Consider the following 14,130-nt stretch of genomic DNA (forward strand, 5'->3'; position numbering starts at 1 on the left):
TATTGCGTCAGGGGTACGCCCGGTCCCATTCCGAACCCGGAAGCTAAGCCTGGTAGCGCTGATGGTACTGCAAACGGGAGTTTGTGGGAGAGTAAGTCACCGCCGACCTAAAACTTAAGATGGTGGGGAGGGGTTGTGTGCAGGCTGTGTGCTTGTGCGCATCCCCTCCCCCTTTTTTTGTGTGTGTGGGGTGTGTGTGGGGGTTGGGGTAGTCTGGGGTGGGTAGGCTTTGTAGTGTTTGAGGGAAGAGGAACCAAATGCAAACCACCCCAGCTGCACGTGCACATAACCTGACCAAGACCTATGGATCAGGCAGCACTCAAGTTACTGCAGTGAATTCTATATCCATCGAATTCCCACAACGGCAGTTTACGGCCATTATGGGGCCTTCCGGCTCCGGGAAATCTACGCTGATGCATTGCATGGCCGGGTTGGATAGCATCTCTGGGGGCTCGACCTATATTGGGGATACCGATCTATCGCATCTCGATGATAAGGGACTGACGAATTTAAGACGTGATCGCATCGGTTTTATATTTCAGAGCTTCAACTTAGTTCCCACATTAACCGCTGCAGAAAACATCACTCTTCCGCTCGATATAGCGGGCAAACCGGTGGACCACAATTGGTTTCACACCGTGACCTCACGGTTAGGCCTCGTCGATCGTTTAGGACACCGTCCTGCCGAGCTTTCCGGAGGACAGCAGCAGCGCGTCGCTTGCGCACGTGCTCTGGTTGCGCGCCCCGATATTATTTTCGGCGACGAACCCACGGGCAACCTTGATTCCAATACTTCTCGGGAGGTCCTCGGGATTTTGCGCGGTGCGGTCGATGAATTTGGCCAGACTGTGGTGATCGTGACCCATGACCCCAGCGCGGCGAAATATGCCGACGAGGTCATTTTCCTATCCGATGGAGAAATCCGGACACGGCTGAACAGCCCGAGTGCTGAAGAGATTTTCGCAGTCATGGGTACTTTGGAGGATACCGATGGGCAAGCATAGCGCCCCGCGTCCCTCAGGTTCGCAAACCCTCCTGCGTATGAGTTGGCGCACAGTTGTTGCACATAAACTTCGTCTTGCCCTCACAGTGGTGGCCGTGATCCTCGGTACCTCCTTCGTGGCTGGGTCGATGATGTTCACAAACTCATTGGAAAAGGTCTTCGACTCAGCAGTGGAGGATCTATTCGCCGACGTGGACGTAGTCATGCATCCCAACCCTGGAGCTATGGTGGGGGCCAACCTTTTTGCACCTGGTGCTGGAACCTCCGGTATTACGGGAATCAAAGTAGATATGCTGTCTACGCTCCGCCAAGATCCGCAGATCGCTGGGGTCACGGTACAGGGCGCAACCACCGTGGTGGTTGCTGATGCTCAACGACGACCCTTCCAGACTCGCTCCGCGCAATCCACCATCAGTCCCTGGTACGACACCGAACAGGCTGTAGGCCTCGGCAATACTCTCCTAGAGGGAGAACTCCCTCGTGACAACGGTGTAGCTATCAACCGTGCCGCCGCCAACGATTATGATATTGCCATAGGTGATGAGGTCATTGTTGTTGATCCTGAAGGCCAGCGTAGTTATCAAATCACCGGCATCTACCAACCCGCTTCGAGCGCAGTGGACCTCAGTACCGGCGTATTATTACTTCAAGCCGAAGACGTCTATATCGATACGTATCTAGGTGGCATTTTCATCCCCGCGGCCTTAATATCGGGAGACGGAAAACGCGGCAGTGAGCTAATTGACTATCTTCAGCAAACCTACCCCGAATACGGCTACGCCTCAGCCCAAGAATTAGCACGCGGCATTTCTGAGTCCGTCGCAGATGCGCTGAGTTTTGTTAACTATTTCCTTGTGGCCTTCGCCATGATCGCCCTCCTGGTCGGTTCCTTTATTATTGCCAATACCTTTGCCATGATCGTGGCTCAGCGGCTCAAAGAATTCGCTCTGTTACGAGCCCTAGGGTGTTCCAGAAGGCAACTGACATCCACGGTGGTCATCGAATCTATTCTGGTCGGTATCGTCGGATCCCTTCTCGGTGTGCTCGCCGGTATGGGATTAGTTCAGGCCATCCAATTCACCCTTGGACGACTGGGTATGCCTATCGCTGCAGGCACAACTGGCCTTGGGGCATCCGCGATTGCTTTCCCCATCGTGCTTGGTATCGTCGTGACTGTTATAAGTGCTTGGGCACCCGCTCGCCGTGCTGGGGCCGTCCGCCCCGTGGAAGCTATGCGGACCACGGAAAGTTCAACTGCAACCTCCCTTAAAACACGTACGATCTTAGGTCTTCTCTTGCTCGCTGCGGGCATGGCGTTAGCCTTCGCTGGCGCGCTTGTCGATGCTGATAGCTACGCGACTAAAACTCGTGCGATTGGCGTAGGTATTGGCGCCTTTGCTGTCATTGGTGGCGTCTTCATGGCGTCGCCGGCACTGTCCATCCCTCTCGTGGGTGCCCTGGGCCGGGTTATAGCTCGCCCCTTTAAAGCTATTGGACAATTAGCCGCCACCAATTCTCGCCGCAATCCTAAGCGCACGGCTACCACCGCTTTCGCTCTGACTCTCGGTATGGCGCTTGTCACTGCTATTGGGATGTTGAGCGCCTCCATGCACGACAGTATTGAAGATCTGGTGAATTCAGAAGTCACCGCTGATTTCGTACTAGAGGGTCCTAGTGCCATGAGATTCCCAGTGCCGACGGATGCCTACGCAGATATTCAAGCTCTGGATAGTATTGATCAAGCGGTAGCAGTATCCTATGCCAAAGTCTCCCTAGACGATTCACCCACCGGTCTGGCGGCGCTGAGGGGCTTTCCCATCACTTTTATGGCCAATGGCGATCTTGAGGACGTCGTGGGACTAAAGAATCCGCAGGGAAGGTTTGATCTCTCCCAAGCTGGGACTTTTATCGCCCGCGAGTCCTATGCTCAAGAGCGCGGATTAGCCATAGGCGATACCGTGAATATCTACGACCAAGAGGGCCAGATCTTAGCGCGCGCTGAGCTGACTGGAACTTATGGAGACAACCGCATTCTCGACGATGTTGTCCTGTCTGAAGCCACAATCATTGATACCCCCGCTTATGAAAATGACAATCTGGCTCAGGTGCTTCTGATGGGCAAAGAAGGCGTAACACAGCGCTCCTTGCGAGCCGATCTCGAACAAGCCGTGGAAAAATACCTCGTGGTGCGGGTGATGAATGCCCAAGAATATGCCGGCGCCCAAGCAGGTTTAATCAACCAAATGATGTATATCCTCTATGCACTCCTTGGCCTAAGTATTATTGTCGCGGTGCTAGGCATTATCAATACCTTGGCACTTAATGTCATTGAGCGTCGGCAGGAAATTGGTATGCTGCGCGCTGTCGGTACACATCGCAACCAAGTGCGGCTGATGATTACCATCGAGAGTGTGCAGATAGCGATCTACGGCTCCATCATCGGAATGATTGTGGGCCTCGGGCTCGGATGGTCCTTCCTAAAAGTTCTAGGCTCGCAGGGGCTCGAAACCATATCCGTGCCCTATGGAACATTAATGATCATCCTCATAGGCTCTGGACTCGTAGGTGTGCTCGCCGCGATCTGGCCAGCCCAGCGCGCCAGTACAACGCCGCCGCTCGATGCGATCTCACATTAACTAAGGGCGATGAGGCCCAGGCCTGTAATGAGGGTTATAAGAAGATAACCGACAAAGAGGAGAGACTTACCGCCTTCGAGCATAGTTCCCAATTCCTTCGCGAGGGTCGACCACGTAGAGAGTGCTCCAGCAAATCCAACACTGATCACCCAGGCGAATCCGCTCGCGGCACTCAGAGCTATTGCAAGGCAGGCCAAACTATTCGCCAGATAGGTGCCAGCTGGGCTGGGAAGGAGACGAGAAAGCACATAGCGGAGCGCCCCACCACAGCAGGCAGCAAAAAAGACCGTGAGCATTATACGCTCACCCTCTGGGACACACTTGTGCCGGCAAACCAGGCGAGGAGGCACGTTGAGATCGTTATCAGACAGTAGCCGAAGGCCTGGGGGAGGGGCAGATGGGCGGTGAAGCCAGCGAAGGCCGAAAAGCTCGTAAAGCCACCGAGAATTCCTACGGCGAAGAAGGCGCGCAGGTTTTCGTTGCGGGGATTGCTCAGGCCCATAGCGAGACACCCGAGAATATTGATCACGAGGAGTAGCTCCGGCCCAGAACCGAGGGAGAAGACCAACGCGCGGGCACTCGCGCCTAGTCCAGCACCAAGTCCCGCGAGGATGGTGGGGCCGAAAAATTTATGGGTTATATGCAGGCCACGATTCATGGCAGTGATTGTACATCGGGTGGATCGAGCATGATTTAGCGCTAAGATAATGAGGACACAACTGTCCACAGAAGGAGTAACAGCAATGGCTCACCCACGCGCTGGCCAAGTAGCCCAGCCAGAAGACCTTGTCGATATCGCGGGGCTTGTCACCGCGTACTACACCCGCACCCCAGACGTGAGTGACCCTGATCAACAGGTTGCGTTCGGGACCTCCGGGCACCGCGGATCGTCCTTTGATACCGCCTTTAATGAGGCCCATATTCTTGCCACGACCCAGGCCATCGTGGATTACCGCCAGGCTCACCATATCGGTGGCCCCGTTTATATCGGCCGTGATCCCCACGCACTCTCCGAGCCTGCGATGGTATCGGCCCTGGAGGTTTTAATCGGCAACGATATCCCCGTGCGCGTTGATGACCGTGGTCGCTTTACCCCCACCCCAGCCGTCTCGCATGCGATCTTGGCTCATAACGCCAATCTGCCAGGTGGGGTTACGGGCTTGGACCCCAAGCGCGCCGACGGAATTGTGATTACTCCTTCGCACAATCCGCCTCGTGATGGTGGCTTCAAATATAACCCACCTAATGGTGGGCCTGCTGATACCGATGCCACTGATTGGATCGCGCAGCGCGCCAACGATATTCTGCGTAATGACCTTAAAGACATCCGCAGAGTAAGCGTATCGGGCGTCCTCGATCCGCGAGCAGAGCGTTTTGATTACCTCAATCATTATATTGCGGACCTGCCCAATGTGATCAATATTGAGGCTATCAAGCAATCTGGTCTGACCATTGGGGCTGATCCTATGGGTGGTGCCTCGGTGGACTACTGGGGGCGTATCGCTGAGGTCCACGGGTTGAATCTCACCGTAGTAAACCCCATTGTGGATCCCACCTGGCGTTTTATGACTCTTGATACTGATGGCAAAATCCGTATGGACTGCTCCTCACCACATTCGATGGCCAGCTTGGTGCATAACCGCGATAAATACGATATCGCTACCGGCAACGACGCCGACGCTGATCGCCACGGTATCGTCACCCCCGACGCTGGACTGATGAATCCGAACCACTACTTAGCTGTTGCCATTGACTACCTCTATACCCACCGCCCGCACTGGGGCACTGACGCCGTGGGGAAAACCCTCGTATCGTCGTCTATGATCGACCGGGTTGTGGCAGATTTGGATAAGAAACTCATTGAAGTTCCGGTGGGCTTTAAGTGGTTCGTTCCGGGTCTGATCGACGGCTCAGTTGGTTTTGGTGGCGAAGAATCCGCCGGCGCTTCCTTCTTGCGCCACAACGGTACCGTGTGGTCGACCGATAAGGATGGTCTCATTCTTGACCTTTTGGCCGCCGAAATCACTGCGGTTACCTCCAAAACTCCGTCGCAACGCTATGCAGAGCTTGCCCAAAAATTCGGCGCCCCGCATTATGCACGAACAGATGCTGAGGCCAACCGCGAACAAAAGGCTCTTCTTAAGGCGCTCTCGCCTGAACAAGTGAGTGCCACTGAACTCGCTGGCGAGAAAATCACCGCGAAATTGGTCTCGGCTCCAGGCAACGGTGCACCATTGGGAGGACTTAAGGTGTGCACCCAAAACGCGTGGTTTGCGGCCCGCCCCTCCGGTACCGAAGATAAGTACAAGATTTATGCCGAGAGCTTCTTGGGCGAAGATCACCTCGCACTCATGCAGGACGAAGCTCGTGCGCTGGTGAAAAAAGTATTAGAGAGCTAAACGAATAACTGCCCGTGGCCCTACAAATAAGGGCTACCGGCAGTAGGTTGCAATAGTTCAGGTGAGCTTTTATACGCAAAGATGGATAGACTAAGTGACTATGCTCCTAGAAAACGGCATCTTAGCGGGAGATGACACCCGTTCAAAGGTTATCGACATCATCAGCGCACTGGCTCGCTTTGGGCTAGCAGCGGTATGGATTCTCGCTGGGCTAACCAAAATTGGTAAACCCATGACCGAGGCCCAAAATATTATGGCCTATGAAATCTTCACCCCAGACTGGTCCTACTTCCTCGGGCAGATTATTGGTCCTGTGGAGATCGCTGGCGGGCTCATTCTCTTAGTCGGAATCTTTATCAGGCAAGCAGCGAAGATATCCCTCATAGCTTTGATCTTCTTTATGATCGGGATCGCCCAAGCTTGGTACCGTGGACTCGTGATCGATTGCGGATGCTTCGGTGACGCTGACCTTGCCGATGGCGGAATGAGCTATGTCACCACGCTGCTACGCGACGTGGTCTTCGTGGCCATGTCAATTTGGGTAATGGTCTTTCCCTATAAACGATTCGCCATCTACCCCTAGAGAGCACCCTTTTAACATATTCGGATACAAGAGAGTCAAGAAGGCTTGATGAGTAATAAAATTAAAAATCCCAACGAGAATAGCAGTGGCTTTATCTGGGCGATCGTGGCTCTAGTTGCCATAGCGATCGCAGTTGTTGGATATATAGTTGTTAGCGGCAATAACGCGGAAAAAGAAAAACTCGCCGCGGATGTCGAGCCCGTAAATATCACTACCACCGTGGAAGACAATGCCGTCGTTTTGACATCGGACGCCACCACGCCGGACGCTCAAAATATTGAGATCTATGAGGACTTCTCTTGCTCCTTCTGCGGAAAATTGGCAACTTCTACAGATGAGGACATGAAGAAACTCGTCGAAGAAGGCAAGATCGTCGTGCATATCCGCTCGCTCAACTTCCTCGACCGCGGCCAGGCTGGCCACTCCACCCTCGCCGGCACTTCTGCCTACACCGCAGCGAAGGCTGGAGACTCCCAGGCCTACTGGAATCTTCGTAAGAAGCTCCTAGAAGATCAAGAAAAGATCTACGGGGTATGGGACGCCGCTCGCATGGCTACTATCGCTGAAGGCTTCGGCGCGCAAGCATCCACCGCTAAGCAGATCGAATCCCAGGATCTCAGTGATGAATACGTGGCTATGGCAACCGCTAACTCCGAGAAGCTAGAAAAAGTAAGCGGCAAAGTTTCCTCCCCCCGTGTCTTCATTGACGGCAAAGAGGTTGGCGACGATATCTTCGAATGGCCACGCTTAATTAAGTAATGGTCTTGAGCTAAGGGTCCGCATGGGTGAAACTATGCGGATCTTTGCTTTTTGGAGAAGTATAAGCACAGCTTGAACTCGCGATTTGGTAGTGCTGGAGACCATCAGGTAGCCTAAAATTCGTTCGCATGAACAATGGGGCTATGGCGCAGCTGGTAGCGCACCACACTGGCAGTGTGGGGGTCACGGGTTCGAATCCCGTTAGCTCCACCGAAGGAAAACCCAGCTACTTTGAGTAGCTGGGTTTTTTGCTGTCTAGCTGGGGTTATGGTCGCTCGAGGGTAGTCCAATCCGCCCCGATCCGTCCCTAAAATGGCCCTAGTGGCCCTAGAATGGCCCTAAAATGACCTCAAAAATCCGGCAAGAAACACACCCTATGGCCACCCTTTGCGCGCCCGCTACCACCACGAGGGTGTATGCTGTGACGCCGTGAAATGTTTAAAAACTAAACACTAAGCCACCGCATGGAACGCCGAAGAAGAATAGCTCATCGAGCTCCACGCACAGCCATCTCCACAACCCGCAACGATCTCACCACACCGACCGCAAACCCCACCGCCAGAGAATTGGCTCAACGCCTCTTAAGAATCACTTGGCATACAGCTCAAACCGCTGAAAGAGTGCACTCTGTGGATCCACAAGAAAGTGACTGTCAACCGTGTCACGTCGCCGCTACCCCAGGCGATTAAAACCCCGAACATTATCCGCTTGGCAGGGCTGATGATAGCCGAGATTGCTATCGGCGATATTCACTGCTGGTGGGAAATAATCAACCGTGCTTACCTCTCCAAAACATTCAACCAGCAAGCCTCTAGAGGGCTCACAGGTGCTTCCGCGCGTGCTGTTGAGCGTGAAATCAGCGAGCGACAAAACCCGGAGGTGCTGGAGTGGTCGGGCGCGTTGAGTAGGACGTCCATTGTTTCGACGAGTCAGTAATGGGGCAAAACGTACATCTCGAGGTACTGGCAGACCCCCACAAGCGAAAGCGGGCGTCGCTACTGAAATCGACCCCCATCGTGGCGAGATCTGGCTGGTTACTCGCCTGGCGGGCCAAGGTGCGCCCCTGTAGGGGATCGGGAAGCTGCTTGGTTATATTTTGATCGGAATATGATCACGCAGGTGTATGGGAAGGTCCGTGCGAGCCGTATTGGCACTTTTTTGGAGAAGGTCGACGCCATTCTGACAGAACCGAACATCCCCCTCAGTAAGAAGGTTGTGAGGGTTTCTTGAGTTGTATATGCAGTCACGCACGGCTGGTGAAGCGTCGACTCGTGCGCGTTTTTCAATGTAGAGCCAGTTGAAAAGAAAAGCTGTGACATGGCTGAGGAAAATTGGGCCCCTATTATTCACCGCTGCGAAAGTTACTTGAGCGGGCTGATTGTCGTCGTAAAGCCACAGGCTACGGCTCACAAGCACAACTGTGATTGTCATAGCGGCAGCCATGTCGGTTGTCATCCCAGGATCTCTAGGAGCCTATCTCTTGATCTAGGAATCATTGCGGGTAGGTGGATTGCATCTTGATCGGGAAACAACTCACCTATCACAAAATCCTGCCTGCCCGTAGTTATGGGTGCTAAGAGGCCCAGTGGCTGATGTGGGCGCGTGTTCGAGGAATACGTCTTAGGTCCTGCCGGTGTCGACGGTGGCCCACTCTTCGCGTGAGTGGGAGTAGTGCAGCAGATATTCTGTTCTCGCGTTAGCGCGGGTGTGTTGAAATTTCGTGATATTCCGACTGTGTGCGGACTCATTGCGATCCAAGTCGTATATGTAGATCCTGTCAATCTGGCCAACTCTAGTGGGAGTATTTGAGCGTTTTAATTCAGCTAAACCGCATGAAGCATATTTGCTATGGAAGCAGGGGTCAGCTCGTCAACCTTGCTGGGTCCATTCAGGGCCCATATATCAAGGTGATCCAGAGTGCGGACGGCCACGCCAATATTTCCCTGACCGTGTGCATGTCTTGACACAATAAAACCCCTCAGACGCGGGCTAATAATATCCGAGATGTGATAAAGGGGATTTATGGTACCTGTTCTAAAATCCGCTTTAGTGAACGTTCTCGTGCGCTGTGTAAATACTTAACTAATAAGTGATAACAAAACGCGCGAGCGATGAATAGCAACGATAAACCTACTAAAATACCGCGTTTCCACCATCTTCCTAGCAGTGAGAGCATATGCGTTAATATGCATCTGACACGTGGTGTGGTCTATTGTTACGGTCGCTAGCGGCTACCTAACCCAGCAGTTAAGTGCCGGGGGGTGTTTTCTTGCGCTGGTACATTGAAGCGGTAGCACGACCACCAGTTTGCCGCTATTTCAACCTGTGCTGCTGTGCTCCGCGCTTAAGTGAACTACACTGTCACACTGTGAATATGCCCTCTCCACCAGTAAGGCCGCGCATCCCAGGGATTGCCACTCTCATTGCTCTATCCTTTATAGCCGCATGGCGGGTACTGTCGGTTAATCTTTCGGCGGAGAATATGACTTATTATGTCAACCTCTTCCAGATTCCCGTGGATTTTCGGGTCTACTATCTTGCTGGGCAGGCGCTTCGAGAAGGGCAGGACTTATACGCCGGTAATTTAGTTCTCGATTTACCGTTTACCTATCCGCCCTTCGCCGGTGCTCTCTTTGCACGGCTGGCGGCATTTCCTGAATTATCAACTCTGGTGGTCTGGCAATTTTTTTCGGCGGCAGCGCTAGTCGCAGTGGTTATAGCCGTATTTCAGGAGCGCGGCTACCGCCTGGATTTCCCCACTGGGATTCTCGTGGCCTTGATCAGCATCGCCTTCTTCGCTCTCGCGCCGATACGCAGCACTTTTCTCTTCGGCCAAATCAATATCTTCCTGATGCTTCTCGTTAGTACCGATTTTCTTCGTCGCAGCTCACTATTGGGCGGTGCAGGAGTAGGGCTCGCTGCGGGAGTAAAGCTGACTCCCGCCTTTTTTGGTCTCGTTTTCCTTATGCAAAAGCGCTGGTGGGCGGCGCTCACTAGCATTGCTGTCTTTGGATTCACAGTCCTGATTGGCTACCTCTTGGTTCCAGATGCCCATATATTCTGGACGTGGGCGATCTTTGATTCCAGTCGCGTTGGCGATCTCAATAACCCCGGTGCCCAATCGCTACGCGGAATGCTGCTACGCGCCTTCGGAGTCGAGGGCGGAGCACTCTTAGTAGTTCTGACAGCTATAGTCCTCGCAGTGGTGATAGCGGGAATGTGGGCGGCGATCCAACTTGATAATCGTTCTCTTGCACTAGGAATTGCAGGCTATGGTGCCACACTGGTGTCACCTTTTTCCTGGCAGCACCACTGGGTTTGGGTGGTACCTATGGTCTTGAGCATTCTCGACGCGCTATGGCGGCTCACTATGCGACTATCAGCCCGTATAGCCAATAGATGGGTACGTGAGCTGAGTGAACAGTGTGCTGCCTTCTGCAGTGCGGCGCTCGTGGCCCTCATGGTCCTGCCGATGGTCAGCACCGTGCAGTGGACTGAGCTAGCCTATTTTGAGGCGGGCCTGAGCCCATTGTGGTGGATGCGGGCACTTTATATTGGTTCCGCCTTACTCACTGTTCTACTCGCAGCGATCGTCGCAGTGGTTTGTGTGTGGCGGCGTCGAAAGGAAATGTCATGCTAGATCCGTATCAACAACTTCAAACTCTGCTGCAATCGCCCGCGGCTGTTCGAAGCGTGCGAGAATTTGAGAAAAAGCGCCATCTGATTGGCTCCCTCGATCCCAAGCCGGATAAATTCACCACTGTATTTGTCAACGAGACGGATTTGGTGTGGGCCTGGATTGGCCAAGAGATGGAGACCTTCGTCGATCAAGCAGTACAACTCAGTCGCACGCGTATTGATGCTAGCTACTGGGCAGACAATAAGGAAGAATTACTACAACGGTTTGTTGACGATCACGAATTTGTCGACCCACCGCTGGTGGCCGCGCTGCAGCGGGCGGGTGGCCTCAGCTACTAGCCGCTACCTAACTCGACGAGTAGAACTCCGAGTGCGATGAGGGCTATCCCCATAGACATGGTGCGGGTGAGATGTTCGTGGAAAATAATGCGTGACAGAATTGCAGTGGCTGCAACTCCACAAGCAGTCCATATTCCATAGGCCACTCCGATACGCATACCGTGCTGCAATGCCCCCGAAAGAAGGGTGAAGGCAAGGATATAGCCCGCGACAGCGATAAGAAAAAAGCGCGGTCGAGCGGTGGCCGCTTTCAAACTCAATGTGGCGGCAACTTCGGCACAAATTGCTCCAAACAGGTACCAGAACATGAACCTAGGCCACCTGAATTTCTCGGGGATGACCGAATTCCACCAGCACAATCCCGCCTATAATAATAACGATGCCCACCGAGCTGAGCCATGAGAGCTGCTCGCCATATATCCAGGATCCCAAAATGGCCGTGAGAGCAACGCCCGCAGCGCCCCAAATTCCATAGGCTACGCCTAGCGGTACACCCCGTTTGAGGAGAATAGTGAGCGCACTATAAGAAATCGTATATCCCAGAGCTACCAAGACGTATAAAATAGTAAAGGAAGCAGCTGCTTTGAGCAGCAGCGTCGCTGATACCTCGCACACAATCGCCAGGGCGAAGAGCATCCACTTATTCACGCAAGCAAACCTACCGTATCCGCTTTCGAAGGGGAAAATATGCCAGCAGGACCCGTGAATATCCTCAGCCAAAACGAGTGCCTTGAAAAGCTCGCAGGGCAGCGCCTAGGCCGCATTGTGGTGCGTCGGCACGCTGATATGGATATCTTCCCCATCAACTATGTTCTCGATGCTGGCGATCTCTACTTCCGCACCGCAGAAGGAGCCAAACTCTTTAGTATCGCGCTTAATTCCGATGTGCTCTTTGAAGTTGATGAGGTAACCGAAACCCATGCGTGGTCAGTCGTGGCCCGCGGACATGCGCACGTCCTTCGAGATACTAAAGAGATCCAGCACGCCGATACTCTCGCGCTACAACCATGGGTGCCCACCTTAAAGTACAACTTCGTCCGCATGACCATCACGTCACTGAGCGGTCGCGCCTTTGCCCTGGGTGCTGAACCGGAACGCTACTAGATGTCAGGTTTTAAAAAAACCGTCGCACCGCACCTCGCCGGCGCTCCTCAGTGCGAAGCAAAAGGGCTGATATGGCTGAGAGAGGGCAGCTCCGCGGTCGTCGAGGTTCTCGAGGTGGACAATATTAGCATCACTACCGAATATATCGAGCACACATCGCCTAGCGCATTGATGGCTTGGCGCGCCGGGCAGGAGCTTGCTCGTATTCACGCCTTGGGTGCGCCCGCTTTTGGGGCTCCGCCACCTGGGTGGGAAGGGGATATCTATATTGGCACCCAGCGACAGTCAGCTCAGCCGACGGCAGACTGGGCTGAGTTTTACTGCCGCCAACGGGTGTGGCCCTTCGTTATTCAAGCGGTAGCCAGTGGCAATCTGAGCACACGCGATGAGGCTGTGCTCGCGACAGTTTTAGAAAAAGTCGAGCAGATACAGTGGCCTACGATCGCTCCCGCTCGGATTCATGGTGATCTGTGGAATGGAAATCTGATTTTTGGCACCCACGGCCCCTTCTTAATCGATCCCGCAGCCCACGGTGGTCACCCACTGACGGACCTGGCCATGCTGGAGTTATTTGGGTGCCCGTATCTCGAAGAATTTTTCGCTGGTTACCAAAAGATCACTGCGCTGCCTGAAAACTTCCGCAGCATGCTCTCACTCCACCAACTGCATCCCCTTGCAGTGCATACCTTCACTCACGGCCCTAGCTATGCCCCAGAGCTGATGCGAGCCGCGTATACCACCCTTAAGGTGCTGGCTTAGGCAGTGCCTGTTGACGAACGCCACCACAGATCATAAGGGGTAACGGGTAAGTGGCGTTTGTGTTCGCCGATCTGCCAGAGATGCATGATGCGCTCGAGCGCCGCAGGGCTGACCTCACCAGTGCCTTGAACGAAGGTATCGATGTCCTTATAGCTCAGGCCTAGGGCTTCTTCGTCGGCCAGTCCTGGTCGGTCGTCTTCGAGGTCCGCAGTGGGAATCTTCTTCCAGGTGGATGCTGGCGCACCCAGCTCCTGAAGAAGCGCTGCCCCTTGGTTCTTGGAGAGGCCGAAGATGGGCAGTATATCCGCGGCGCCGTCGCCAAATTTTGTATAAAAACCTGTGAGGTTTTCGGCGGCATGATCGGTTCCGATAACGAGTAGTCCACGCTCTCCGGCGAGAGCGTATTGGGCTGCCATGCGCTGTCGAGCTTTAAGGTTCCCCTTATTAAAATCCCCGAGCTTATCTAAGCCGAGCGCCTGAGCACATGCTTCCGCGAGCGCATCAGTTGAGTCTTGGATATTGATGGTGAGGCTATGGTCGGGCTGGATGAAGTCGAGTGCGATCTGGGCATCCTGCTCATCAGCCTGGTGTCCGTAGGGGAGTCGGAGGGCATAAAATTCGGCGTCGAGGCCTTCGTCCCTAGCGCGTTCTACTGCGAGCTGGGCAAGTTTGCCAGCTAGGGTGGAATCTTGGCCCCCTGAGATACCGAGGACAAAGCCGCGGGTATGCGTGGCCTTGAGGTAATCGAGGAGGAAGTTTACGCGGATCGCTATTTCCTCTGCTGGCCTAATCACAGGCTGGGTATGGAGACGCTTGCGAATATCATCGGGATTCATGGGCCTAATACTAGCGCTTTTTCGGTGTGGCTGATCTCTTAAGGTGGAGGGAAAGGTTTGGATAATCCACAGC

The 14,130-nt window shown here is 53.8% G+C and carries 17 protein-coding genes, 1 tRNA gene and 1 rRNA gene; 12 read left to right on the forward strand and 7 right to left on the reverse strand.

Features of this window, described 5'->3' with window-relative positions; translation table 11 throughout:
• The 3 genes from rrf to NXT01_RS08500 all read left to right on the forward strand — a co-directional run.
• Positions 1 to 108 (forward strand): 5S ribosomal RNA (gene rrf / locus NXT01_RS08490); the annotation flags it as partial.
• A gap of 149 nt (positions 109 to 257) precedes the next feature.
• On the forward strand, positions 258 to 1,004 hold the full coding sequence (locus NXT01_RS08495) for an ABC transporter ATP-binding protein (RefSeq protein ID WP_259080026.1): 747 nt from the start codon (positions 258 to 260) through the stop codon (positions 1,002 to 1,004).
• Positions 991 to 3,639: an ABC transporter permease gene (locus NXT01_RS08500; protein ID WP_259080029.1), complete on the forward strand. Its 2,649-nt coding sequence runs from the start codon at positions 991 to 993 to the stop codon at positions 3,637 to 3,639. The genes NXT01_RS08495 and NXT01_RS08500 overlap by 14 nt, the downstream gene beginning before the upstream one ends.
• Here NXT01_RS08500 and NXT01_RS08505 read toward each other — a convergent pair.
• Both NXT01_RS08505 and NXT01_RS08510 read right to left on the reverse strand, forming a co-directional pair.
• The gene (locus tag NXT01_RS08505) at positions 3,636 to 3,935 is read right to left on the reverse strand and encodes a CrcB family protein (protein ID WP_259080031.1); all 300 of its coding nucleotides are present in this window, start codon (positions 3,933 to 3,935) and stop codon (positions 3,636 to 3,638) included. The genes NXT01_RS08500 and NXT01_RS08505 overlap by 4 nt on opposite strands.
• A complete protein-coding gene (locus NXT01_RS08510; RefSeq protein ID WP_259080041.1) occupies positions 3,935 to 4,297 on the reverse strand; it encodes a CrcB family protein in 363 nt (120 codons plus the stop codon). Before NXT01_RS08510 ends, NXT01_RS08505 begins: the two co-directional genes overlap by 1 nt.
• Positions 4,298 to 4,382: 85 nt before the next feature.
• Between NXT01_RS08510 and pgm the strand changes: the two genes are divergently transcribed.
• The 5 genes from pgm to NXT01_RS08535 all read left to right on the forward strand — a co-directional run bounded on the left by pgm (position 4,383) and on the right by NXT01_RS08535 (position 8,316).
• Positions 4,383 to 6,038 carry a phosphoglucomutase (alpha-D-glucose-1,6-bisphosphate-dependent) gene (gene pgm / locus NXT01_RS08515; RefSeq protein ID WP_259080043.1) on the forward strand — a complete coding sequence of 552 codons (1,656 nt, stop codon included), beginning with the start codon at positions 4,383 to 4,385 and terminating at the stop codon, positions 6,036 to 6,038.
• 100 nt (positions 6,039 to 6,138) lie between these two features.
• On the forward strand, positions 6,139 to 6,621 hold the full coding sequence (locus NXT01_RS08520) for a MauE/DoxX family redox-associated membrane protein (protein ID WP_259080257.1): 483 nt from the start codon (positions 6,139 to 6,141) through the stop codon (positions 6,619 to 6,621).
• A gap of 48 nt (positions 6,622 to 6,669) precedes the next feature.
• The gene (locus NXT01_RS08525; RefSeq protein ID WP_259080045.1) at positions 6,670 to 7,380 is read left to right on the forward strand and encodes a DsbA family protein; all 711 of its coding nucleotides are present in this window, start codon (positions 6,670 to 6,672) and stop codon (positions 7,378 to 7,380) included.
• Positions 7,381 to 7,517: 137 nt separating this feature from the next.
• Positions 7,518 to 7,590 (forward strand) — tRNA-Ala (locus NXT01_RS08530).
• Between the two features lie 435 nt (positions 7,591 to 8,025).
• Positions 8,026 to 8,316, forward strand: coding sequence for a hypothetical protein (locus tag NXT01_RS08535; protein WP_259080047.1), 291 nt, complete (start codon positions 8,026 to 8,028; stop codon positions 8,314 to 8,316).
• A gap of 153 nt (positions 8,317 to 8,469) precedes the next feature.
• Here NXT01_RS08535 and NXT01_RS08540 read toward each other — a convergent pair whose 3' ends face one another.
• Both NXT01_RS08540 and NXT01_RS08545 read right to left on the reverse strand, forming a co-directional pair.
• Positions 8,470 to 8,835, reverse strand: coding sequence for a hypothetical protein (locus tag NXT01_RS08540; protein WP_259080049.1), 366 nt, complete (start codon positions 8,833 to 8,835; stop codon positions 8,470 to 8,472).
• A gap of 368 nt (positions 8,836 to 9,203) precedes the next feature.
• Positions 9,204 to 9,347, reverse strand: a complete 144-nt coding sequence (locus NXT01_RS08545; RefSeq protein ID WP_259080050.1) for a hypothetical protein — start codon at positions 9,345 to 9,347, stop codon at positions 9,204 to 9,206.
• 407 nt (positions 9,348 to 9,754) lie between these two features.
• Here NXT01_RS08545 and NXT01_RS08550 point away from each other — a divergent pair, with 407 nt between their 5' ends.
• Positions 9,755 to 11,020 carry a glycosyltransferase 87 family protein gene (locus NXT01_RS08550; protein ID WP_259080260.1) on the forward strand — a complete coding sequence of 422 codons (1,266 nt, stop codon included), beginning with the start codon at positions 9,755 to 9,757 and terminating at the stop codon, positions 11,018 to 11,020.
• The gene (locus NXT01_RS08555; protein ID WP_259080052.1) at positions 11,014 to 11,358 is read left to right on the forward strand and encodes a hypothetical protein; all 345 of its coding nucleotides are present in this window, start codon (positions 11,014 to 11,016) and stop codon (positions 11,356 to 11,358) included. Before NXT01_RS08550 ends, NXT01_RS08555 begins: the two co-directional genes overlap by 7 nt.
• Here NXT01_RS08555 and NXT01_RS08560 read toward each other — a convergent pair.
• Complete coding sequence (locus NXT01_RS08560; RefSeq protein WP_259080054.1) at positions 11,355 to 11,666, reverse strand: multidrug efflux SMR transporter; 312 nt, start codon at positions 11,664 to 11,666, stop codon at positions 11,355 to 11,357. The genes NXT01_RS08555 and NXT01_RS08560 overlap by 4 nt on opposite strands.
• A 4-nt stretch (positions 11,667 to 11,670) precedes the next feature.
• On the reverse strand, positions 11,671 to 12,006 hold the full coding sequence (locus NXT01_RS08565; protein WP_259080056.1) for a multidrug efflux SMR transporter: 336 nt from the start codon (positions 12,004 to 12,006) through the stop codon (positions 11,671 to 11,673).
• A 39-nt stretch (positions 12,007 to 12,045) separates the two neighbouring features.
• Here NXT01_RS08565 and NXT01_RS08570 point away from each other — a divergent pair, with 39 nt between their 5' ends.
• Together NXT01_RS08570 and NXT01_RS08575 are read left to right on the forward strand one after the other, a co-directional pair.
• On the forward strand, positions 12,046 to 12,462 hold the full coding sequence (locus NXT01_RS08570) for a pyridoxamine 5'-phosphate oxidase family protein (RefSeq protein ID WP_259080058.1): 417 nt from the start codon (positions 12,046 to 12,048) through the stop codon (positions 12,460 to 12,462).
• Positions 12,463 to 13,221: a fructosamine kinase family protein gene (locus NXT01_RS08575; protein ID WP_259080059.1), complete on the forward strand. Its 759-nt coding sequence runs from the start codon at positions 12,463 to 12,465 to the stop codon at positions 13,219 to 13,221. It abuts the gene before it with no gap.
• Here NXT01_RS08575 and nadE read toward each other — a convergent pair.
• Positions 13,218 to 14,057, reverse strand: a complete 840-nt coding sequence (gene nadE, locus NXT01_RS08580; RefSeq protein ID WP_259080095.1) for an ammonia-dependent NAD(+) synthetase — start codon at positions 14,055 to 14,057, stop codon at positions 13,218 to 13,220. The two genes, NXT01_RS08575 and nadE, sit on opposite strands and share 4 nt — an antisense overlap.
• Positions 14,058 to 14,130: the final 73 nt, after the last annotated feature.

The sequence above is a fragment of the Corynebacterium sp. ES2775-CONJ genome, from assembly GCF_024814515.1.
Lineage (GTDB): Bacteria > Actinomycetota > Actinomycetes > Mycobacteriales > Mycobacteriaceae > Corynebacterium.